Annotated in this window: 17 protein-coding genes and 2 pseudogenes; 6 read left to right on the forward strand and 13 right to left on the reverse strand. The window is 34.5% G+C overall.

The window, feature by feature from the left end:
- Positions 1–206 precede the first annotated feature (206 nt).
- Complete coding sequence (locus ACIQ7N_RS01835; RefSeq protein ID WP_402929938.1) at positions 207–1181, forward strand: BMP family lipoprotein; 975 nt, start codon at positions 207–209, stop codon at positions 1179–1181.
- Entirely contained in the window at positions 1178–2839 is a 1662-nt protein-coding gene (locus tag ACIQ7N_RS01840) for a methyl-accepting chemotaxis protein (protein WP_402929874.1), read from the forward strand. The genes ACIQ7N_RS01835 and ACIQ7N_RS01840 overlap by 4 nt, the downstream gene beginning before the upstream one ends.
- 292 nt (positions 2840–3131) lie before the next feature.
- Here ACIQ7N_RS01840 and menC read toward each other — a convergent pair whose 3' ends face one another.
- Both menC and ACIQ7N_RS01850 read right to left on the reverse strand, forming a co-directional pair.
- A complete protein-coding gene (menC, locus tag ACIQ7N_RS01845; protein WP_402929876.1) occupies positions 3132–4241 on the reverse strand; it encodes an o-succinylbenzoate synthase in 1110 nt (369 codons plus the stop codon).
- Between the two features lie 14 nt (positions 4242–4255).
- Positions 4256–4726, reverse strand: a pseudogene (locus ACIQ7N_RS01850) (oligopeptide/dipeptide ABC transporter ATP-binding protein); the annotation flags it as partial.
- Here ACIQ7N_RS01850 and ACIQ7N_RS01855 point away from each other — a divergent pair.
- The gene (locus ACIQ7N_RS01855) at positions 4708–4974 is read left to right on the forward strand and encodes a M20/M25/M40 family metallo-hydrolase (RefSeq protein ID WP_402929878.1); all 267 of its coding nucleotides are present in this window, start codon (positions 4708–4710) and stop codon (positions 4972–4974) included. The pseudogene ACIQ7N_RS01850 and the gene ACIQ7N_RS01855 sit on opposite strands and share 19 nt — an antisense overlap.
- Before the next feature lie 241 nt (positions 4975–5215).
- Here the strand turns inward: ACIQ7N_RS01855 and ACIQ7N_RS01860 are convergent, their stop codons facing one another.
- The gene (locus ACIQ7N_RS01860; RefSeq protein ID WP_132359369.1) at positions 5216–5788 is read right to left on the reverse strand and encodes a helix-turn-helix domain-containing protein; all 573 of its coding nucleotides are present in this window, start codon (positions 5786–5788) and stop codon (positions 5216–5218) included.
- An 84-nt stretch (positions 5789–5872) separates the two neighbouring features.
- Here ACIQ7N_RS01860 and ACIQ7N_RS01865 point away from each other — a divergent pair.
- Positions 5873–6838, forward strand: a pseudogene (locus tag ACIQ7N_RS01865) (DMT family transporter).
- A 330-nt stretch (positions 6839–7168) separates the two neighbouring features.
- Here ACIQ7N_RS01865 and ACIQ7N_RS01870 read toward each other — a convergent pair.
- Both ACIQ7N_RS01870 and ACIQ7N_RS01875 read right to left on the reverse strand, forming a co-directional pair.
- Entirely contained in the window at positions 7169–7609 is a 441-nt protein-coding gene (locus tag ACIQ7N_RS01870; protein WP_132359373.1) for a GNAT family N-acetyltransferase, read from the reverse strand.
- Between the two features lie 591 nt (positions 7610–8200).
- A complete protein-coding gene (locus ACIQ7N_RS01875; RefSeq protein WP_402929881.1) occupies positions 8201–9169 on the reverse strand; it encodes a DMT family transporter in 969 nt (322 codons plus the stop codon).
- Positions 9170–9412: 243 nt separating this feature from the next.
- Between ACIQ7N_RS01875 and ACIQ7N_RS01880 the strand changes: the two genes are divergently transcribed.
- Positions 9413–10270 (forward strand): LysR family transcriptional regulator, encoded by an 858-nt coding sequence (locus ACIQ7N_RS01880; protein WP_402929882.1) that lies wholly within the window; start codon positions 9413–9415, stop codon positions 10268–10270.
- 786 nt (positions 10271–11056) lie between these two features.
- Here the strand turns inward: ACIQ7N_RS01880 and ACIQ7N_RS01885 are convergent.
- Together ACIQ7N_RS01885 and ACIQ7N_RS01890 are read right to left on the reverse strand one after the other, a co-directional pair.
- Positions 11057–11452, reverse strand: coding sequence for a VOC family protein (locus ACIQ7N_RS01885; RefSeq protein ID WP_402929884.1), 396 nt, complete (start codon positions 11450–11452; stop codon positions 11057–11059).
- Between the two features lie 118 nt (positions 11453–11570).
- The gene (locus tag ACIQ7N_RS01890; protein ID WP_402929886.1) at positions 11571–12449 is read right to left on the reverse strand and encodes a LysR family transcriptional regulator; all 879 of its coding nucleotides are present in this window, start codon (positions 12447–12449) and stop codon (positions 11571–11573) included.
- Between the two features lie 103 nt (positions 12450–12552).
- On the opposite strand from ACIQ7N_RS01890, the gene ACIQ7N_RS01895 reads away from it, so the two are divergent.
- Entirely contained in the window at positions 12553–13320 is a 768-nt protein-coding gene (locus ACIQ7N_RS01895) for a sulfite exporter TauE/SafE family protein (protein WP_402929888.1), read from the forward strand.
- A gap of 259 nt (positions 13321–13579) precedes the next feature.
- Here the strand turns inward: ACIQ7N_RS01895 and hblA are convergent, their stop codons facing one another.
- From hblA to ACIQ7N_RS01925, 6 genes are all read right to left on the reverse strand, one after another.
- Positions 13580–14692 (reverse strand): hemolysin BL binding component B, encoded by a 1113-nt coding sequence (gene hblA / locus ACIQ7N_RS01900; RefSeq protein WP_402929890.1) that lies wholly within the window; start codon positions 14690–14692, stop codon positions 13580–13582.
- A gap of 23 nt (positions 14693–14715) precedes the next feature.
- Positions 14716–15948 carry a hemolysin BL lytic component L1 gene (gene hblD / locus ACIQ7N_RS01905; protein ID WP_402929891.1) on the reverse strand — a complete coding sequence of 411 codons (1233 nt, stop codon included), beginning with the start codon at positions 15946–15948 and terminating at the stop codon, positions 14716–14718.
- Positions 15949–15994: 46 nt separating this feature from the next.
- Positions 15995–17314 (reverse strand): hemolysin BL lytic component L2, encoded by a 1320-nt coding sequence (gene hblC, locus ACIQ7N_RS01910; RefSeq protein ID WP_402929893.1) that lies wholly within the window; start codon positions 17312–17314, stop codon positions 15995–15997.
- A 496-nt stretch (positions 17315–17810) separates the two neighbouring features.
- The gene (locus ACIQ7N_RS01915; protein WP_402929894.1) at positions 17811–18848 is read right to left on the reverse strand and encodes a Fic family protein; all 1038 of its coding nucleotides are present in this window, start codon (positions 18846–18848) and stop codon (positions 17811–17813) included.
- A gap of 444 nt (positions 18849–19292) precedes the next feature.
- Positions 19293–20792 carry a serine hydrolase domain-containing protein gene (locus tag ACIQ7N_RS01920; protein WP_402929895.1) on the reverse strand — a complete coding sequence of 500 codons (1500 nt, stop codon included), beginning with the start codon at positions 20790–20792 and terminating at the stop codon, positions 19293–19295.
- A gap of 987 nt (positions 20793–21779) precedes the next feature.
- Entirely contained in the window at positions 21780–22922 is a 1143-nt protein-coding gene (locus ACIQ7N_RS01925) for a serine hydrolase domain-containing protein (protein ID WP_402929897.1), read from the reverse strand.
- Between the last annotated feature and the right edge of the window lie 290 nt (positions 22923–23212).

A 23212-nucleotide genomic window follows, 5' to 3' on the forward strand; every position in this document is an offset into this window, starting at 1 on the left:
AGAAAATCCATTACAAAACAAACTAAATACTCAGTGAATAGAAAATATCGAGAATGATTTAAACCCATTTTCCTGTAGTAAATTGTAAATAATCTGATAGTATTTAATGGTAAAACAAAAAATTATCGTCTGAACTCTGACTTAAAATAACTTATTGCCGATATAAATAATACATATAATTGGAGGTATTCATATTGAAAAAATACATGATGGGCTTTTGCTTAATAGCTTTGTTATTAGCAGGCTGTTCTATTACTCAGCAGGAAAAAGCGCAAGATGACTATAAAATTGGTATCTTACTTTCGGATGCAGGGCTTGGTGATGAATCGTTTAATGACTCAGCTTTTAAAGGGCTTGAGAAAGCACGCGATGAGCTAGGTATTTTGTTTGATTATAAAGAGGCGCCTGATGGCAATTACGAGCAGAAGCTAGAGGAACTTGTCGCAGAAAAGTATAACGTCATTATTGGTCTTGGCTTCTCTGTACAGGAAGCTTTAGAAAAAACTGCGAAGAAATATCCTGATCAGCAATTTATCCTTATAGATGGTCAATCAGATGTTGCCAACATTACTTCAATCACTTTTAAAGAGCAGGAAGGAAGCTTTTTACTTGGAATGGTTGCCGCAATGACGAGTAAAACTGGAAAATTAGGATTTATTGGTGGTGCAAATGTCCCGGTTATCCATCATTTTGAAAACGGCTTTATTGAGGGTGCTCGGTATTTTAATCCAACAATCGAAATTGTTAGTGAGTACGCTGGCACATTTGATGATACCGAGGCAGGTGCCGCAATCGCAGAACGTTACATAAAGAACGGCGTAGATTTTATTTATCATGCAGCTGGATTCACAGGCTTTGGTGCCATAAAGAAAGCCGAAGATATGGGCATATATGCGGCCGGAGTTGATATTGATCAATTTTACATTGCAGAAAAAACTGTCGTAACATCAATGTTAAAAAACGTCGACCAAGCTGTTTTTAAAATGGCTAAAACATTAGATGATAAAGGGAAAATTTCCGAAAAATCGTTGTCATTCGGTTTAGCTGATAATGGCGTGGGCCTAGCGGATATACGTGTTATTAAACTTACACCTGAGCAACAGGCTGCTATTAAAAAAGCACAAGAAGATATTGTTTCGGGTAAAATAAAAGTTACTGCAGAAAAGGGGAACAGCCAGTGACACTACGAAAAAAATTATTCATGAACATACTTATTCCCATTGTCCTCGCAATGGCTATGATTGGTTTTATAATCGTTCAAACATTTGATATACAAACAACTGCACAAGATGATACAGAACTATTGCTGGCAGTGAAAGAACTTGAACAAAGTCTAGTTTTAGCGAGCCAATCATTAAATAACTACACTTTTTTAGATAGTGAGGCCAATAAAAATGAAGCTCTTTCTACTTTACAAGAAACGAAAGTAAATTTAGAAAAACTCTCAACTATTGCAAAAATAGCTGAGCATAAGGCCATCATCAAAAAAATCGAGGGTAAATACGACGAATTAGAAAAAGCTTCAGAGGCAGGATTTCTTGCTCACAATCGTCCTGAGATAAAAAAACAATCTCTCAGAATATCCGGTATTTTGAACGATATGTATCTACTGAAAGAAGAAACAAATGAATGGTATAAAGAAACGAATGATTTGGTAGCAGAAAAAATTTCTTTTATTACTACATCAACAATAATTGGTAGTATCCTACTACTTATTGCTACTATTATTTTTTCGTATGCCGCAACGAAAAAAATTACAAATCCGATTAACCGAGTCGTGGATTGTGCACAATTGGTGGCTGCAGGGAATTTAACAATTGATACCTCTTCCCTTCCCTATAAGAAAGGTAGTCGCAATGAAGTTGATCAACTGACTGAGAACTTTTCCAAAATGATTGTTAGCTTAAAAAGCACCGTACAATCCATTGATCATGTAGGTAAAAATGTTGGTCTATTTACTAAAGATGTCACAAGCTATATTGAAACCGTTAACGAAGGCAGTAAACAAATTGCTACATCAACGGACGAATTGGCAAAGGGAAGCCTCACTATTTCAGAAGATATCCAGTCAACGGCTATCCTGATGAATACGATGGCGGATCAATTTACTACTGTCCAAGAGACAAGTGAACAATCCGCAGTAAACGGTAACAAAGCACTTACTGCTGTTCAAAATGGTCGTAGCTCACTAGAGAAACAATCCTCTATTGCAAAGGATATATCATCCACTTCGATTAATATTAAAGAGGCTGTTACTCAATTCTCTCAATTCACAACAGAAATTGAAGGTGCGGCTAATGCAGTCCACGCGATTGCTGATCAAACAAATCTCTTAGCATTGAATGCTGCAATTGAAGCGGCGCGTGCTGGCGAAGCCGGAAAAGGATTCGCCATTGTAGCGCAGGAAGTGAAAAAACTATCCCATGAAACAGAAAAGGCCACTACTTTCATCTCTTCAATGGTGACACAAATACAAGATGGCATTACACGCATTCTTTCTACGGCAGAGCATGGACATCAGCTTTCAAAGGAACAATTACAATCGATGACCGATACAGAAAAGTCTTTTGAGGTAATTGCAACTCATGTATTAGATATTAATGATCAATTAAAGCACCTTACGAAGGATATGGAGAAAACAAGCGAAATGAGCCAGCACATGAACAATGCTATTGAAAACATTTCAGCTATTACGGAAGAAACCGCAGCAGGAACAGAAGAAATATCCGCTTCTACTCAAGAACAGTTAGGATCATTCAAAAAAATTAGTGAGAAGGTTTCAGAACTTCAAGAAATGACAAATACATTGTCAGTAGAACTAAAAAAATTCACATTATAAATTTCGTATTATTTTCGTCTATTACTTCAGAGTAATAGGTGCGTTTAATGAAAAGACGCTAATATCTGCTACACGGTATTTACGCTCTCCCGCTAAAGAGTGTCAAGCCACATACAATAAAATGAGCAATTGTAGCAAGAACTTTTACACATAAATAACCTTCACAATTTTTGGATTGTAGTAATGGAGCTCTAAATCCTCCATCTTTATAGTGAACTGCACCCCAATTGTTAGACACAATCTAACAATTGCAGGTGCAGTTTTTGTATGGCTAAATTTAGAGAAGCCTTCATTATGCTTCGTAAATATATTTTTCTATTGTGTATTTTTCAAGTTTGTCTTGCGCAACATTATAACCAATACCTGGTAGATTAGAAACTTGGATATGTCCTTGGTCATCCATGACAATCTCTGGCTCAATAATGTCCTCATGCCAATAGCGAGAAGACGGAGCTGTATCACCAGGTATTGTAAAGTTTGACAGTGTTGTAATGGCAATATTATGAGCACGACCAATCCCTGATTCTAGCATGCCTCCACACCATACAGGGATCTGATGCTGCTGACATAAATCATGAATCTTTTTAGCCTCAGATAAGCCTCCAACACGACCTACCTTTATATTAATCACTTTGCAGCTACCTAGTTCAATTGCACGTCTGGCATCATCGTATGAATGTATACTTTCATCTAAGCAAATCGGTGTATTGAGTTCTCTTTGTAAATTTCGATGATCGACAATATCATCATGCTCAAGTGGTTGCTCAATCATCATTAAATTTAATTTATCCATCTCTTTAAATAATGGTAGATCTTCTAACGAGTAGGCAGAATTGGCATCTGCCATTAAAGGAATATCACCAAAACGATCACGGATTGCACGTAGTACTTCGATATCTTTTCCAGGCTTAATTTTAATTTTAATTTTTTTGAACCCTTGTTTTAAATAACCTTCAATGCTTTCTAGCAATACATTTGTATCCTCTTCAATGCCTAGGCTAATGCCAACTGTAATTTCTTTTTTTTCTCCTCCAAGTGCTTGTGCTAAAGGTATGCCCCGCTCTTTTGCATATAAATCCCAAATGGCTGCTTCCACCGCAGATTTTGCCATATTATTGCGTCGCACACGAGCAAATTTCTCATTTACTTCATCAGGGTGGTTGAATTCCTGATTAATAACAAGTGGTATTAAAAATTCATCGATAATAGAGAATGCCGTTGAAGCCGTTTCTTCTCCATAATAAGGATAAGCGCTAACAACACATTCTCCATAACCAACATGCTTCTCACCATATGCTTCAATAATTAAGAAAACACGTTCTTGCTGCTTCATAAAACTTGTTTCAAAGGGTGATTTCATGGTCATCTTCATTTTGCGAACTATAATTTTTTCAATTTTCATTTCTCAAAACTCCCCTACTTGTAATATAAATGACAGGCCGTTTTATGGGCAGGTGAATGTTCGACTAACTCCGGCTCCACCGTCCGGCATTTTTCCATTACAAAAGGGCATCTCGTCTGGAAAACACAGCCTGTTGGTGGATTCAATGGAGAAGGGATTTCACCTTGCAGCTTAATCTTTTCACGTCTTATTCGTGGATTTGGCACAGGAATTGCTGATAAAAGTGCTTTTGTATAAGGATGCATTGGGTTGCTAAAAATTTCATCTGTCGTTGTTTCTTCTACTAGCTTTCCTAAATACATTACGCCAATTCGATTAGAAATATGGCGTACAACACTTAAATCATGAGAGATAAACAATAATGTTAAGTTAAATTCTTTTTGTAAATCCTCCAATAAATTCAGTACTTGCGATTGAATAGATACATCTAATGCCGATACAGACTCATCACAAATAATAAGCGCACGTGCTAACCCTACAATTTGCACGCACAGGCATTGCCGAAGTTATTGGTGAACCAAATATCATACCCACACTTATCACCTCTGGTGGAGACGATTTTCATTTTTACACAATTAAGAAACCACAATTAAAAGCAACGATGATTGGCCTAGGCTGTAACCTCACTCCCGGACTCCATCATCCTTATATGAGCTTTGATACAGATGCTCTTGAAATCGGTACAAACATCTTAACTAAAACTGTGCTAGCCACTTTTCGTGCTCAACAATAGATCCGTATTTTGATGAAAGTTAAAAAGAAATAGACTGTGGAGAAAAACATAATATTTTTCTCCACCCATTTTGGCTATATGCACTAAAAGGAGATGTTAGTAGCAAGTGCTTTGTAGGCAAATTTCTCATAAACGATCAGTAAAACATACTTACTTTCCTAAATTCCACGCTGTCAATACAGCTCTCAACTACAGCGTGGCACATAAAATCCAAAGATCAAAATACGCGTGATACCTTATTTCAAGATAAATATTTCATTGTTAAATGGAGCACTGCAACTTCATTCCCCTTGTTTTCATAGCTATGCTTTCTATTTGCTTCAAATTGAATAGAATCAAACTCGTTTAATACATGTACTTCTTGTCCAACTTGAATCGAAATTTCCCCTTTCATTACTGTTACATATTCGATAGCTCCTTCATGATGAGGTTCTGCCTCATATACGCTATTCGGTTGCAAACAAGCACGATGCATTTCCAATCCTGTTTCCTTTTTATAACGAAATATAGTCTCTAATCGCCAAATTTGATTTTCTTCTATAATAATTCCTTGTCCGCAGCGTGCAACATTTACTATATCTTCTATCACCATAAGCCGTGATAACGGAATGGATAATCCTTTTGTAATCTTCCAAATGACGCCTAATGTAGGATTCGTTTCTCCTCTCTCAATTTTCCCTAACGTTAATTTACTAACACCTGTTTTTTTCGCTAACTCTTCTAAACTTAATTTCTGTTCATTCCTTATTTGTCGTAACAATTGACCAACTTGCAAAATGACTTCTTTTGTTTGCATATCCTCTTGTTCTTTCATATGAACCCCACTTTCGGTATATTATAATTTACTTTTTATACAAATAATTATATTATAGTATATATTCAGAAAGGAGCGAACGAAATGCGTGCTATCTTATTAGGTATTTTATCATCTGCGTTTTTTTCAGCTACATTTATTATAAATCGAGTTATGAACGTATCAGGAACAAGCTGGGCTTGGACTGCTTCCTTCCGATTTTTATTCGCTTTACCCATTTTATTCTTTATCGTCCTATTTCGCAAAAACCTTCGTCCACTATGGGTAGAAATGCGTAAACACCCTTTGGCATGGATTGGCTATGGAACAATAGCCGGGGTTGGATTTTATTCATTATTAAGCTATGCTGCTGTATTTAGTCCTGCATGGCTCGTAGCAGGTACATGGCAAATAACCATTTTAGCTGGTTTGTTATTATCCCCGTTATTCTTTATTACATTGGAGACGAAATCCGGAGTTAAACAAGTTCGCGGTAAAATCCCAATGCGAAGCTTACTCGTTTCCTTATTTATTTTAACGGGTGTCATTTGTATGTAATTAACAGAATCTGGAAATATTACTATTTCTCAATTTTTATCTGGCTTCCTCCCTGTAGTTATCGCTGCATTCTTATATCCTTTCGGTAATCGAAAAATGATGGAAGTCGTTGCTGGTCGCTTAGATACATTTCAACGCGTGCTAGGCATGGCAATTGGCAGCCTTCCTGTCAGTATTCTATTAGCAATTTATGGTTGGACAACAACTGGCATTCCAACATCTGGGCAAATCACGGAAGGTTTCTTATTAGCATTATGTTCGGGTGTTATCGCCACAATGACATTTTTCTTCGCTACTGACATAGCGAAAAATAACCTGTCTTTGTTAGGGGCAGTGGAAGCAACGCAAGCTGGAACAATGATTTTTACTGTTCTTGGTGAAATCCTTTTTTTAAATGGTTCTTGGCCTGTTGGAGTATCTCTAATCGGTATGATCATTATTATGATTGGAATGATAGCTAACAGTATTTTAAATCGGTCAGTTCCTGTATCAAAGCAAAAGAAAATAGTATAGTTAAAGAGCGTGTTTTAAACCGAAAACGGATTAAAACACGCTAAATTGAATTATTCATTTATAACTATGTTGATAGACACTTTAGAATCTATTAAAAACACAAGATAAGAAAAACAAAATTTTATATAGAAGCTGTTAAAATGTCCATCTCTCGCAAACTTTTCAAACTATCCTCTTTTGATAGATTTTTAATAACGAGACGACATGATAATGTGAAGGGGAAATTGGAAATGCAAAAATTATATAAAAAGGGATGCTCCTAAAGCCCTTTGTAGACTTTAAGAACATCCCACGTAAAAATTAGTTACATTTAATATTTATTTAGACATTCTAATGAAAACTATATTTTGCTAACATTTCTCCCCAAGGGGCCATTCCAGACTCTTTAAAACCCATACTGGCGTATAGTTTTCTTGCTTGCTCATTGTCTGGCTGATACCCGAGCAAGATGACATCAGTGCGATCATCCCTACTCCGGATGTCTTCAATTATTAATTTCATTGCGCCCTTGCCATGTCCACGCCCTTGAAATTGCTCATCAATCATAAACCGATATATCCAATAGTTTCCATCATCGGAATCAATCCCGTACATCGCAAAACCGATAAGTATTTCTCCACAATAGATTGCCTTGATCTTCATTTGTGGTAAAAATTTACTTTCTGCAATTGAATACAGATTCGAGGCAATAAACTCTTCCTGTTCTTGCTTTGGCTTCAGTTGAATACAAGCTTCCCAATTACTTTGATCAATTGATCTTAAACTAAGCAAACTTCCGATTCCTCCTCTAGTAGTAGAGAAATCCATAATCTCGAACTCTCTACTAAATAAGTGTTCTCCTACTGATTAAACAACTTGTTATTTTTTTATACATACTACATCACTCCTCATCAGATGGTAGTCATCGGTAAATTGTACAATTATATAGAAATATTGCTCTCTATTTGTACTCTTGTTTATTTCGGCATACAGGGAAAAAATACCTTCTATATTTCTACTCATCATATGTCATTGATTTCCGTTCCGCCCTCGCTCCCATCCTTGTCTTCGATATTTGTTTATATACTGCCGATAAAATGCTTAATATATCTAAATGATTCGCCATATTAATAACAAAAAGAAAAACTCCATTTTGAAAAAAATTTGATCAAAATGGAGTTTCGTGATTGTTTATTTAGTACATTTGAATTTCATTTGATACTAGAAGGTCTTAATTAACGCGCTATCATCGCACTAAATGCCTACGCTAAATACTTACGTTGATTCTGTAGCCGTTAACAATCAGGTAATTGTATAAATGTCGCTACGTTAAAATGCTTAGAAGGCAATTGAGCAAGCAAAAAAATAATAAGCCTTGTACTATTAAACAGCCTGCCGCAATTCTTCTTCATGCACAACCTGCGGACTCGTGTTTTCTTCTCTACGCTGACAGATGTTATTCCAAATAAGAGCAGAAATAACAAGTAAGGTCCCTACCATATCAAAAATTGTTATGTTGTATCCTTGTATCATCATAATGACCAATGTAGTGATTGGAACGAAATTAATAAATAAAATCCCATTAATGGATGATAGGATTTTCACACCGTAATTCCAACTAAGCAATGCTACAATACCCGGCAGTGTCATCATAAACAATAAATCATATTTAATAGCAAAAATCGTTTCCATACTTGGGACTGATACAACTCCTTGTAACGTCATGATCATTGTGATGATACCTGTTACAGCTGTGCCAAAAACACATGTTAATGTAGAATAGCGTAGCGTAGACCAATCATTAAATGTTTGACCGCCCATTGTATAGATGACCCAACCTATAACACCGATTAAAATGAATGCAAGCGAAACCAGATTTTGTTTTAGTGTAAGAAAGAAACTCAAATCGCCTTTAGTAATAACAAAAATAGCTCCAACAAAAGCAATAATCATACTACTAATCATATACCTCTTCGGTTTCACATGTTTATACCCCCAAAGAATAGCAATCGAAATCATCGGCATGAGCGCTTCCATAATCGACGCTACCATAACACCGGATTTCCCCATTAACATTTGGCCTAAAAAAACAAGCACGTTGTAAACTGTAAATGCCATCGTCCCAAAAAAGACGAGCAATTTACCTTTCCCTTCTAAACGAAATGCTTTCTTCCCTTCCTTCATCCCTAATAAAATGACTAATACAATCGATACCGCTCCATATCGAATCGTTGAAAAATAGAGCGGATTGATATATTCAAGCGCATGATCAGCTACTGGAAACATGGCTCCCCATGACATACTTGCAATTAAACATGCGATCACGCCTACTATTATTTGATTTCTTCTCAATGTTTTTCCTCATTTCTATATAACCCTATCAATTACGGCTCGTCATAATTGCGAGCGGAATCAGCTTTCGTGCTTCGTCGCACGATGTTGGCCACTCAGTCATTGCCACAGGACGTAGCGTTTTTAAACTAAGTTCCTCTATTGCACAATGAGAATTATAAAAAAGAAAATACATCACGTAAAATGATTGAAAGTGATATTAACTATCATTTATAATGATAGTTTTTAAGGGGGTAATGCTCGATGGAACTACGAGATTTACAGATTTTCAAAAGCGTCGCAAATAATGGGAGTGTTAGCCATGCTGCAAAAGAATTAAATTATGTACAATCCAATGTAACTGCACGTATTAAGCTATTAGAAAAGGAGCTCAAAACGCCGTTATTTTATCGCCATAAAAAAGGAATGACATTAAATCCAGAAGGACGAAAAATGCTTGCTTACGTTCATAAAATTTTGCAGGATGTTGAGGAAATGAAACAAGTATTTTTAGATAGTGATACACCGACTGGTACTTTAAAAATCGGTACAGTCGAAACAGTGAGTATATTACCTACCATTCTAGCGTCCTACTATAAAGGTTATCCGAATGTCGATTTAACACTACAAGCTGGTTTAACTGAGGAGCTTATTAAAGAAGTAGCGGATCACCAATTAGATGGGGCTTTTATAACTGGACCGATTAAACATCCAGTTTTAGAACAATATGATGTGTATACAGAAAACCTCGTTCTCCTATCACAAAACAAAGCCTTTCGTATTGAGGAATTTATGTCTACACCAATCCTTGTTTCTAATCAAGGTTGCGGCTATCGATCCAAGCTAGAACTCTGGCTCAAAGATGAAGGTTTATTGCCAAAAAGAATTATGGAATTTAATATTTTAGAGACAATTTTAAACAGTGTTGCCATCGGTCTTGGCGTTACACTTGTACCACAATCTGCCGCTGAACATCTTTCTGCTACAGGCAAGGTTTATTGTCATCCAATTCCTAAACAATACGGTACGATTTCAACCGTCTTTATTCGACGAAAAGATGCCTATATGACAAATTCGATGGAATGTTTTTTAAAAACAATTGCTGAGCATCAGCATAAATAGGGTTATTTCTTTTTCCGTGATATCGAAAGAGAAGTAGATCCAAACAACGGGAGAGTGGTTTTGGTAATATATACAGAGAATGCAGAAAGCTTAAATTGAAGTAGCAACAGGCAAAATGAATGAAGCTTTCTAAGTAATCAACGCCCGAACATCGCTGATAGAAGAGTAAGATCGCTGATAAAGAATCGAACTTCGCTGATAGAAGTGCAAAAATCGCTGATAAAGCATCGAATATCGCTGATAGAAGTGCAAGAATCGCTGATAAAGCATCGAATATCGCTGATAGAAGTGTATGAATCGCTGATAAAGCATCGAGCTTCGCTGATAGAAGTGTATGAATCGCTGATACCACAGGAAGAACGCCGCTAAAACACGAAATTCCGCCGCTAACCAAGCAAGGAACGCCGCTAAGCATCGAACTTCGCTGATAGAAGAGTAAGAATCGCTTCTCCATTCCAGATCAAAAAATAATAAAAAAAGGATTACAAGCAATCATCCATACAGATTTTTCATAAGAGCATTTTGATCCAAAGAAATAAATCATGATATTAAGAAATCCAAAAAGCGTGTTTTGATTAAAAATTAAATCAAAACACGCTCTTATTAAAAAATCTAGCAAAGTTCTTAATTCCTTAATAAAATTAATTTTTGACGTGTGCTACATCCCGAGCTGCCCGTCAAAGTAATTAGAGAAAGCAAAAGCTATTCAGCTGTTTAAATTTTAGTGAAACAGCTTCTCGTAGTCTAAGTCTGGATTTTTAAAAATGCTTGTTAACTATTAGAGCTCTATTTTGCATTTTTGTCAGGTTGATGAATTCCGAAAATATTGCCTTCAGTATCAATATAGTATCCTTGCCACGCCATTCCTGGTAGTGCATATTTCGGCATGGCAACCGTGCCGCCATTCTTAAGAATTTTAGCTTCTGTTATATCATAATTTTCCACACCCATTGTACAAGCAAATCCATTTAAGGCTTGGTTTGGTTCCGGAGAAGAACCCTGACGTTGCATTAAAGCACCATTGATTCCTAGCTCGTCCTCATTGCCAGTCACCGCTCCAAAGTAAGGCATTCCTGCATAATCACTCCAATCTTGAAATGACCATCCGAATACCTCTCCATAAAATTTCTTTGCACGTTCCATGTCACTTACATGAATTTCAAAATGAACTAATCTCCCCATTATACCCTCCAATTTAAGAATAAAATTAATCATTGTGGATGATTACCATCACTATATATTAATACAGCAGGAAATGGAAATATAAAATTCCCTTTTCTCAATCTTAAGATTGGTTAATTTATGGCGTTAAATGATCTTTTAAATACTGAATAAATGGATGCTCTTCTATATCTGATTTGCGTGTACATATAAATAAGCTTTGCTGAATATCTGCCTGTTCAACATACACCCGAGCTAGTTTCCCATTTGTAATACTTTCCGTTACACTGTAGGACGGCGCTAAAGTCATACCGTATCCTGCTTCTACTACTTTAATTGATTCATGTAAGCCCTGCATTTGAAGTCCTAATTTAGGTAATGCACCGTTAAACGTGTAAAAAACCGACTCCAATAAATCAAGTGTCGAACTTCCACGTTCTCGATAAATAAAGTCCTCATTCGATAATTCATGAATGGGGACAGTTTGATTTGCTAAAGAATGTGATGGGTGAACAACAAACCAAAACGGGATATCTACTATTTTTTCAAACCGTAAATCAGGGTGACCCATTTTATTTTGCACGACAAAACCAAGATCTACTTCATAACTCAGAACTTGCTCTTCCACAGATTTTACATTGCCTAAAGATACAATAAATTCAACACGAGGATTAGCAAGCTTATACGCTGCTATAATAGGCGGGAGTATATAGTTTATTGGTATGTAGGAAGAAGCAATATGTATTTTTTCTTCTTTCGCTAAAAATTTACCGAGCTTGTCATCAATTTGTGCTTCTAAATAAAATAAACGCATTCCTTGCTCATACAAAAACTTCCCCTCAGGAGTTAATTGAATGCCACGTCCTTTTCCTTCGATCAATTTTGCTCCGATTTCGCTTTCTAATTTTCGTATTTGAATTGTGACAGCTGGTTGGCTAAGAAGCATTTTATTCGCTGCTGCGGTAATTCCTCCAAGCTTTGCTACATTCGTAAAAATCCTTAATGCATGCAAATTCATTTCATTCACACCTTTCTATTCATAAATTATATTTATGAATAAGCAATTATTATATATTTGTTTTATGTATTAGTTAGCAGTAATTTAAGTATGAGGTGATTTGATGGAAATTTTACTACATGAATGGTTATCAGTAAATGGGTTTATGTTATTTACAATTGGCTTACTCGCAGCAATTATTGGTGTTCTTTTCGGCGCTGCCGGCTTCGTTTTGTTACCCGCAATGTTACTTATTGGCATTCCAATTCATACAACGGTAGCAGTTAATAAATTCGCGACTGGAATTTCAGCCCTATGCAATGTCGTATCGTTTATAGTTAAAGGTCATTTATCGGTCAAAAAATTCACATCTTTAATTATGATATCTAGTTTTGGAGGTTTATTTGGCGCATTTTTAGCCACCCGATTATCAGAGCAAATCATGAATGTTGTAGCTTGCGTATTCTTAATTTTCGCATTTTTCATTGTACTTTGCAGTAATAAATTTATGGTTAAGGATATAAAAGAAACGGAGGAGCAACCAATTAATAAACTCATTCCGTTTGTGATTTCAATATATGACGGTGGTTTTGGACCAGGCTCAGCCTTAATGCATGTAACCTATCATCTTAAAAAGCAATATAACTATATAAAAGCAGTTGAGGTAACAAGAATTATTACGTTTTCAAGTTGTACAGGTGCATTTCTCTTTTACTACTTTACGGGCATTGTTAATTGGGGAATCGCAATTCCTGTTTCAATTGGCTCAATTGTTGGCTCGTTTTTAGGCTTAAAGATCATTCCATATATTAAAACAAAATGGATTCAAATTTTATTACCCATTATTTTTTTCTTGCTAATTGTTCAGGTCGTATCAGATTTATTGATATAACACTCATTGGCTAATATTTGGCTTGTTGTGCAAATTTATCTTACAAGTAAAGACACAGCGTTATTTTGGTTTATTACCTCAAAAAAGGTTGGGTAGTTAGTTAGGATGAAAGAAAATAACTGTCTGGTCTGAATGAATTTTACATAATCTTGCTAAAAAAGTGTTCTAATTGCAAGAAAGCAGTCTGAAAACTGGAATAAAAAAGCAGATTTGGAAAATGAAATATCCCCAAATCTACTTTTCTATTATTGAAAACAGGCTATATTTTTAACTCTTTTATCCCTGCTTTTAATGTGTCTGCATCTTCTTTTAATGTTCCCCAGCTGTCTTTAGCTGATTTCAAATTAGGTAATAAAAATTTGAATTTATTTTGTTCCGCTTTTGCAGATGCATTCTCGATATGTCTCAGTACGCCTGAATATTGAGAGTCTAAATCATTCCATTGTGTAGACATAAAAGTAAGAGCGTTAATAGCATCATCGAGTGCATTGTACATTTCACTAATATTACTATGTGCAATGCCAACTACACGATTTAATGTTGTTTTATAATCAACTGTCTGATTTAATTGTGCTAATAATGGTTCTAATTGACCTAATTGATCTCTTGCTATCCCTAACATAATACCACCAGCAATCCACGTAGGAATAGAGGGTACAGATACTGTTATTATTCCATCAGACTCTAATTTTTTATAATAGTTTACCGATTCTAAAACTTCTTTCAGTCGCTTTTGATCATCCTCAACTGCAACCCCCTGATTTTTTAAAATCGACTGTAAAAGATCTTTGTTACTGCCGAATGCTCTTACATCTTGTCCAATAGCGTCTCTTAATTTAGTTAATTCTGCTATTAATTGTTGTGCATATTTTTGATTTTGTTGAATTTCTTCGCGTAAATCTGTAATCCCTTCTATTAACGTCTCTCCATCTCCTGTATGAATGGCCTCTACAATTATGTCATAATAATTTTCAAATTTAGTGTCGTATTCAATAATACCTGTCAATGTATCTATCAGCTGTTTTTTTACTTTTGTATCCCATGTAAGGGCATGTGCTCTTGCATCTTTTTGATCCTGTATAATTTTACCAGGTAAATTTGGATAACCTTTAATGTTAATTCCTTCAAAGTTGACATCTGGATTCTTAATTAACATATAAGAATAGGCATTCATAGATTTCGCAAAAAGCCCCGCCATTTGCAAGGTTTCTCTCATCTTCGCTTCATTTGCTGAAAGAGATGTATCACTATTGATAGTTTGCTCAATCTTACTTGTCTCTGCAAATGCTGCTACTGGAGAGATTACAGAAGTTGTTGTCAAGGTTAAAAGCGTCGATACAGCGAGTACCTTGTAAAGAGATTTTTTTTTCATTTTGTATTCCTCCTAGCTGTCTTTCAATTCTTTTCTTCTTGTTTAAAGGCAATGTCTTTTGCAATAAATTCTGCATCTTGATGAATATCATTCCAACTCTGTTTAGCTGCTTTTAAATCATCAGGTATTAAAGAGAGCTTATGTTCTTGCATTTGGTCGATATTATCATATAAATCTTTATAATTTGCCCCCATTGTATTCCATTGTTGCTGAATATTCGTTAGAGACATTATCGCTTGATCCACTGTTTGATACAAATATGTCAAAGTTTCTTTAGCGTTAGTAAGTGCAATAACTGCTTGGTTAGCAAAATCGGCTTTCATCGTTAATTCTCCGATTTTATTAGAAATTTCGTTATAAGAGTTCATATGATTAGATGCCGTAACTCCAGCTGCTGTTCCTAAACCAATACCAGCAGAACCTAGAACTGCAAGGCCTCCTACAACTGCCGGTGTAGCTGTTCCGCCAGTCACAACGATTACTACTCCTCCTGCAATCGTTCCAATAACTAAAACAGCTGCTCCTAAGCCTCCACCAATTGACCATGCTAGTACATTGTCAAAATGGGCCTTCTGAGTGGAACGCAAATTCTCAATTTCAGCTTGAAGCTGTGGAATCAATGCTTGTTTTCCCGCTAATATTGCCGTTAATCCACCTTTCCCATCTGGTCCGCCAATATTATTTTTAAAGTCAATCGTATTTGTATACAGTTTTGTTTTGAAGGCTTCTAACATTTTAATCACTTCTGTAACTTCTTTCGAATTTGTATGAATTGTACTAATTAAATCGCCTATACCTTCTTTTAAGCCTTCCTTATCTTTCTTTTTTACAGTGTCTATCAATGTGTCGTAATAGTTATTAAATTGTTCATCATAATTTACAATATTACGTGCTGTTTTTTGAATTTTTGGCTTTGCCGTATCTAACCAATAATTCGCATGGATTCGAGACAGTTCCTGATTAAGGTGAATATTTTTGATTAATTCTCCCCCGTCTGAACCTAAATCAATATTGGATAGATTTACATTCGGCTGTTTAATCATTGTTTTTGCGTACAAATCCATTACAAGAATATGAGATCCTGTTTCAGCTAACGCTTTTTTCAGTCCTTCAGGTCCTAATGTATAATAATTTCCTATTTTTTGTTCCTGAGTAATGTGTTCTTGTGCAAGTGCATGAATAGTGCCACTGTTAGTAGCGGTTATAACCGTTGCTAAAGTTGCCACAGTTAATACTTTAAAAGGGAATTTCTTCATATTAAACGACTCCAAATCTTCGATAGATTTTTATAATTTCACAACATTAAAATTTATTAACTTGTTCCTCTAGTTGACTTATTATATTTTTCAATTGTCTTAATGTATCTTTTTGAGACGAATTGTCAGTAGTATCAGCATCAGTACTTAATTTTTTGATACTATTTTTTATTAAATTCAAGTCTTCTTTATAGCGTTTCAATAGGTCAAGTTCTACATCCACTTGGCTAGCAAATGTATGCAAATCATGTTGCATAAGAAGTAGCATTGATTTTTGTAAATCTGCTATCGTTAGTTTCGTTGTTAAATCATATAATTTTTGATTTTGTTGCCCTAAATCATCTAAGTATGCTCGTTGTTCTGCCTTTAGCTTATTTACTTCAGCGAAGGTACTATATGTTTTTTTGATTTTTTCTGGGTCAATTGCTTTCATAAGGTCATACTCTTTCGCTTTTGTAGCAGCCGCTGCAGCAATTTCACCTTTTTTATTTTTCTCAATGGCTTCACGAGCTTCTTTTTTAGCAGCCTCAATCTCTAAAGCAGATTTACCCTTTTCTTTTGCTTCTTGCTCTGCTTTTTCCTCAGCCTCTAGAATAGATTTATTAATTTCTTTTCCTTTGTTATACGCCGCCGCCGCTGTTTGTGCAGCTGGGTCGATAATATCTTTTGCAAGACTATAAATCTCTTGGAATATTTTAAGTCCTTGTACATTTAAAGCTCCCGGCAGTAATGCCATTTGCTGTAAATCATGTTGAATTAATTTTTTAGTAGCTAGTAATTCGTCTTTTAGCTTGTCTATCTTGCCCGTTCCCTCTAAACTTAGTACTCCCTGAGCTTTTGTCACATCCGTATCGAGATCTTTAAGTTTTTTTTCAAGCTGTAATTTAAGGTCTGTTAATTCATTAATTTGAAGTTGCACATTTTCTTGATTCGTTATAGCCATTTCTTGAAGGACTTCTAATCTATCCAAAAAACCTTCTCTATCGTCCTTATTATCTACATACCCTTTCAATGTTGGATAATAATTATTAAATTTAGTGGCAAACCCTTTACTTTTTGAATTTATTAGCATTAACTTTGGATAATGTTCCGATGACCATTCTTTCATATCCTGTTTTATTAGAAATTGCTCTGTGTTTAAAGCTGGTACTTCCTCTAGCTGTACATTAGGGCTTATTAAAGCCTGATCTATATATAGTTGAATCAATTTAGACTGTGCACCTAATTTTCTTAAAGATGAGGAAATAGCGATGTTCTCTTCTTGAACTTCCGCATGAACTAAAGGCGTTGTAAAAGTATGTACAGGAATAGCCCCCGTTGTAACAATGGACGTTATCATTAACCCTGTAATTATTTTCTTTTTCATTTTGTTTACCTCCTTCTATAATATTTTTCAAAGTAATTTATGCAATTACTTCTTAAGTCTTTTGTTTCAGGAAAGATCTTTGCGAAAACGATTTATGCTTTCCTGTAATGTAAATTTTAGGTATTGTCACAATTTTTGGCAAACTGCAGTATAAAGAATCTATTTTATGTGTAAAATAGTTAATTCTCGCCGGAATATTGATTTTAAAGTAGATGAATAGGAACATAATTAACATAAAGATGCCATAATATGGCGAAAATAAGCAGATTGAAATGGCAATATGGACATATTTTTGTTAACAGATTAGGAAATAAATCTTCTAAATTTAGACATATTGGTTATTTTAGAAAGGACGTATTTATTGCTTTCCATTCCTTATCAGATAGATAACTAAAGAACCAATTGCCGCTTAAGATTGGCAATTGGTTCTTAGAATAGATTTTTAATTTTTTAGTAAAAATTGATTAGCCCCGACTTTAAAAGGTGTAGATTAAGACTATACTTTCATCCAGCGCGCATTTCTCCCTTTTGAAATAAGTTTAATTTCACCTAATAGTTGCAAATCAGTTAAAGCTTTACTAATAGTACTTTCAGCTATATCTGGGTAAATGCTTCGAATGCATTCTTTTGTAAATGGTTGCTTTTGATGATGAATAAAATTTTGAATTCGCTCTACCTTCGTATGTTTACATATAGAATCTAGTACTCTGCTATGTAGATCTTCATAAGCTTCTAAAATAATAAGTAAAAACTCTTTTAGCCAGAAGCTACTATTATGCCCATTACAATACCAATTAACCGATGATTTAAATATGGCTTCATAGTATTCTGCCTCTCTCTTCTTTATATATTCATCTAAACAAACATATTTCACAAATGTATGTCCGCTTTTTACTAATAGTAATTGCATTAACATAATTGTTAATCTACCATTGCCTTGACTAAAAGGAATTATGCAATAAAAGTTCAATATAAAGCGAGCTATTAATATAAGTGTAGGTAACTCTTTTTTACGATGTAATAAATTATACTGGTTACATAGTTGTTCTATTGCCCGCGGAATATTTTCAGGTGGAAAAGGACGATAACAAATCGTATGCATCCCTTTTTCGGGAAGTCCTGGGATAGAAAATGGCTTTTGGCGCCATTTTGCACCGTCAGAGGTATTATAATGAATTAATTGGAAATGCAATTCTTGTATAGTATCTGGACTTATAGAAAACGTACAAGATTTTTTATGAACTAAATTCAAAGTTTCATAATAACAAAATATTGCATCTTCCGAAATTGATTGGGGCATCATATCATCTAAAATTAGTTCTTTTAATCGCTTATTTGAAACTTTTATATCCTCATAAACTGAAATATAGTTTTTTATGTATTGTAGGGGTATAGCTTTTTCAAGGCTAGTGAATATGTCAGGTCTTTGCTCTTTATAAGCGGTCAACATTCCTTTATATTCACTAATTTCACTGACCAAGTTTATTAGTTGTTGCTCGATATTTATGTTCGGATCTTCGAAATAATTTCTCATTTTGTTCCTCCTGTTACTATCTCTCAATGCTCTATTACAATAATAAATTTTTGATTTTAGGATTTCCTAATGTTATTCAGTATTACTATTCAAATAACATCCGGTTTAATAGAGCTTTTACTTTCTAAAAAAAGAGGATTAATTTATTATTCAAATTTTTGTATAAGTTTAGACTGATTTATTCAACAAGTGGATGTATCGTTAATATAGATGTTAGACATTAGACATTATTAAATATCGGAATATTATCTTGTAAATGTACTGATTTTTATTATTTTTTGTGACATTTTATATATTTTTTCTTCCCGCTATACAATCCTCCATTTTAACGAAAGCTAGTTATTCCACTATGTTGAACAACTAAACCCGCTTCGTTAGTTCAATTTGCTTCAATAAAAAGAGCGTTAATCCCTTGTTGGATCAACGCTTTAATTTCTAATTAAACTATACCGATTGGATCTGTTTAACCTTTTGAATTATTAGGATTTTCAAGAATAAAACTATAGAGAACAATGTATGTACTATACTAAATATAATCAGTCCTGATGTGACATCTGGTTCTTTTTTAAAGTTGAATAACGAAGGAACTCCCACGTAAAAAGGTAGTAAAACGTAAATGTAATACATTACTCCAAAGTATAATACTAGTATGAAGGTGATCACACAAAATCTACTGAAACTAAATTTCGCAAAAGCTACCCTATGCCTTCCTTTTGCGAAATTATAGCATGTTGATCCTAATACAGAGATTAACATAATAAAAATGAAGATTGTAATACCAAGAATGATCTTAGCGGTAGCATTCACCTTTGGAAAATCCTTACCTAGTAAAGGTTTAGGGGTTCCTCCTTCCACTATTCTAAATAAATTAAATCCAGAATGGTATGTTATATCTTGTTTCGAATTTGATAAGAGAACAAGACCAAAGGATTTATCAGAAGAAAGGACCATCGTTGAAGTGAAGCCTGGTAACCCACCCTCCATATACATATTATGAGGATATACATACCAATTGTACCCTACGCCATATTCATTAGCTTTGAATATTTCAGTAATACTATTTGAACGAATCAGATTACCCGTAGGCGTTATTCCCCCGTTGAGTAAACACTTCATAAACTTTGCTAAATCTGTGGCATTTGAGGATAACCCAGCCGAGCTAGATGTAGCATAGACTAGCTTTTCCTCATAGGGTTTAATTTTACTCCATTGATAGCGATGCCCCATTGCTGTATTGGAAAGGTGATGATTATCAAATGTAAAATACCCTGTTCTGTTCATTCCGAGAGGCTTAAAAATATTTTCATCCATATACTTTGTAAAAGGGACACCTGAAACTTCCTCAATAATTAGTTGCAACAAATCTGTATTCATATTGGTGTATTCAAACGTTTCACCTGGTTTTGCAGCATCTAACATAACATTACCTAGTTTTTCACTAATTTGCTCTATAATCTCCCGGCGATCTACACTTTTAACATCATGAACATTGAGACGACTTGGCAAACCACTCGAGTGATTAAGTAAATGTTTAATAGTAATTTGATTTGACATGAAAGCATCCTTTGTCTTAAACCAAGAAAGATGGTCAACAACAGGATCTTCTATACTTAAAAATCCTTTCTCCTGAAGCTGCATAATAGCTATTGTGGTAAACACTTTAGAAAGCGATCCTAAGTTAAAGTTTGTATTTTCGTCAATCTGCTGGGTATCTTCTCGTATATCTAAAACTCCAAAACCTTTAGAATAAATAATCCCATTAGAATCAACTAGCGCAAAGGCCATCCCCGGAATATCATGTTTTTTCATGTTGCTCTCAATTTCAACTTCAATCAGTTTTATTTTCTCATCCCTATCACTTATTGTTGCCAAAACTTTATCTGTAGACATAATTAGTAAAATACAGAGAATGCTAGTAATTAAAATTATAATTTTTTTAATCATACTTCCCCCTACCCTTTCATATTAAACTACTCTACACTTAGTAATGTTTTAACTACTGTACAAAGTATCAAAAGATTTTTTAAGGACTCTTTTTCGATAAAAAACCAATGTTGCGAACTTGGACTATTACTGATGTTGCAACATTGTTATATCATGAATTGTTTTTTCGACTCCCTTAAATTTATATGTTGTTGCTGTTGACGTTGTTGGTATAGAAAGTTCTCTTATTGTACTAGGCACATTTATGTTAGCAATCGTTGCTACAGCCCTTTTATAAAAATATTCACTGTATAATGGTCCCATTCCTGCTAATATCCAAGCATGGAATATGTCACTATCTTCTCTATAATTCTAACAAAAGCACCCAATTTCCTTATAGAAAGTTTGACCCAATACAGCAAAAGAGCGCCATCCTTCCTGGATAACGCCAATTCTTGAAGAAGCTACTGTAGCATGCGTAATTAATGTTTAACAAGCTTAGAAGTATCTTCTTCACCTACACGATACTTTCCCAATAATGCTCGAATTTTCCCTGCTACATCTTGCATAGGTGTGTCCTTGCTCCATTTTCCCAATCAAATAGAGATTTACTTGCAAAAAAAAATAAAATATAGCTTTACAATAAAGAATGATTAAAAAGTGCCTTCAGCTTTGCTTAACAGCAAATGAAAAAACTCCATTTTGAAAAAAATTAATCAAAATGAAGTTCATTTTAGTTAAGTATGAGAGTTTTATAAAAAGATCATTTCTAGTGTTGTTCCACGATTGCGACCGTTGAATGCAATTTTATAGACTTTCAAATTCCCTATTTTCGATTAGATATTACTCCAAATTTGATGCTTTAATATATGTTTGCCCTTGTAGTGTTAGTCTTAAAAATAAAAACTACTATACAACGACAGAATAAAAAAGGGGAATCTACAAACAAGATAACCTTGTACTAACTAAAGCATTTTTTTGAAAAAAGATACATCAAATATGCTTTTTCTAATGATTTGACATTATTAACTGTTCAAACTTTTGTAACCCAGCTTTTTCTCCGAATAAAATCTTTTCTAAAGTAAGGGTTAAAAAATATGGTGTCTTGTTTAACTCGTTATCCGTAAAGTCTAGGTTATTTAGTATAATTATAGCTTTGTTACTCTCCTTATAACTAATTAAAACTGAATAATAACCTGCCCAATATCCATCGTGAAGAATAACCTTCTTATATTGAGGATGGTCCTCTATTTTCCAACCAAGCCCATATCCCCCTAAATTTTCGTGCAAACAAGGACAATACCCATTAGCAGCTTCTCCTTTAATGAAAACTGGATCTATAATACTTTCCTTTGTTTGTTCTGATACTAGATCATTATTATAAATAGCACGCTCCCATTTCAGCAAATCATCTACGGTGGATTTTATACCACCATCACCTTTAACACCACCGAAGAAGTAAACATACTTATGTTCTTCCATTTCAGTTGGTAGTCTATACAAGTCCTGTTCCCAATCATAGATAAAACCTGACGAAAAGTTTTCAATTTCGCTATCTAAAAATTGTGAATATGTTGATGTATTGAACATATTTAAAGGTGTGAATATTCTTTTCTGTAAAAACTCTCCGTACCCTATTCTAGAAACTATTTCTATGATTTCTGCAAGTAATACATACCCTGTATTACAATACTCCCACTTTTCATTCACGTGGAATAACACTTCTGGCTTTTCATCTTTCAAAAATTTAACTACATCTTTATTCGTTGCAATTTTATTTGGATCCCAGTTACTTGGATGTTCAAACCATTCCATGTAATCCGGAAGTCCAGAAGTGTGAGTTAACAGATTTTTAATAGTAATGTTTTCATAAGGGAGAAAAGGAAAAAACTTTTTAAGATTATCATCTATCTTAAGTTTTTTCTCCTCAATTAGTATCATAATTGCCATTGCTGTAAAGCTCTTTGAAAGCGAGGCAATTTCGAAGACTGCATCAAGAGACTGTTTACTTGAGTTATTTCTCTTGCCAATTGCTCTCTTGTAAAATGTTTTGCCTTCCTCAGATAATAGTACAACCCCGCTAAATAGCCTATTTTGTTCCAAGAAGTCTAATACCTTATCTAGCTCTTTACGTTTCAAATTTTGATTCATATTTCGATGACCTCCATTTATGATTTTTGTATTAATGAGTTACATTATTATTATTGTTGCAAAGCTCTTATTGCTAGTTATTTATAGTTGGAAATATTAAACAATTTAACTACTGTTAAATATCAATTATTTCAAAAGTAGGCAATTTGAGCAATGTCTTTATTATAAACGTCACGAAACTTCTTATCTTTTTATAAACATCGCAACTTTATTTCAAATTCTCATGTCTCTTAGCGTCATTTGCGCGTTACATTCCTTCATTCGGTCTATTCATAAGGCAAAGGCCAAAA

The organism is Lysinibacillus sp. NPDC095746, from assembly GCF_044763535.1.
In the GTDB taxonomy this organism is placed as follows: domain Bacteria; phylum Bacillota; class Bacilli; order Bacillales_A; family Planococcaceae; genus Lysinibacillus.

Excerpts from the sequence above, each read along its gene's own strand:
- ACIQ7N_RS01835 (WP_402929938.1), top strand. The coding sequence starts at position 207 with ATGATGGGCTTTTGCTTAATAGCTTTGTTATTAGCAGGCTGTTCTATT.
- menC (WP_402929876.1), bottom strand. The coding sequence starts at position 4,241 with ATGAAAATTGAAAAAATTATAGTTCGCAAAATGAAGATGACCATGAAA.
- ACIQ7N_RS01860 (WP_132359369.1), bottom strand. The coding sequence starts at position 5,788 with ATGAAAGAACAAGAGGATATGCAAACAAAAGAAGTCATTTTGCAAGTT.
- ACIQ7N_RS01880 (WP_402929882.1), top strand. The coding sequence starts at position 9,413 with ATGGAACTACGAGATTTACAGATTTTCAAAAGCGTCGCAAATAATGGG.
- ACIQ7N_RS01885 (WP_402929884.1), bottom strand. The coding sequence starts at position 11,452 with ATGGGGAGATTAGTTCATTTTGAAATTCATGTAAGTGACATGGAACGT.
- ACIQ7N_RS01890 (WP_402929886.1), bottom strand. The coding sequence starts at position 12,449 with ATGAATTTGCATGCATTAAGGATTTTTACGAATGTAGCAAAGCTTGGA.
- ACIQ7N_RS01895 (WP_402929888.1), top strand. The coding sequence starts at position 12,553 with ATGGAAATTTTACTACATGAATGGTTATCAGTAAATGGGTTTATGTTA.
- hblA (WP_402929890.1), bottom strand. The coding sequence starts at position 14,692 with ATGAAAAAAAAATCTCTTTACAAGGTACTCGCTGTATCGACGCTTTTA.
- hblD (WP_402929891.1), bottom strand. The coding sequence starts at position 15,948 with ATGAAGAAATTCCCTTTTAAAGTATTAACTGTGGCAACTTTAGCAACG.
- hblC (WP_402929893.1), bottom strand. The coding sequence starts at position 17,314 with ATGAAAAAGAAAATAATTACAGGGTTAATGATAACGTCCATTGTTACA.
- ACIQ7N_RS01915 (WP_402929894.1), bottom strand. The coding sequence starts at position 18,848 with ATGAGAAATTATTTCGAAGATCCGAACATAAATATCGAGCAACAACTA.
- ACIQ7N_RS01920 (WP_402929895.1), bottom strand. The coding sequence starts at position 20,792 with ATGATTAAAAAAATTATAATTTTAATTACTAGCATTCTCTGTATTTTA.
- ACIQ7N_RS01925 (WP_402929897.1), bottom strand. The coding sequence starts at position 22,922 with ATGAATCAAAATTTGAAACGTAAAGAGCTAGATAAGGTATTAGACTTC.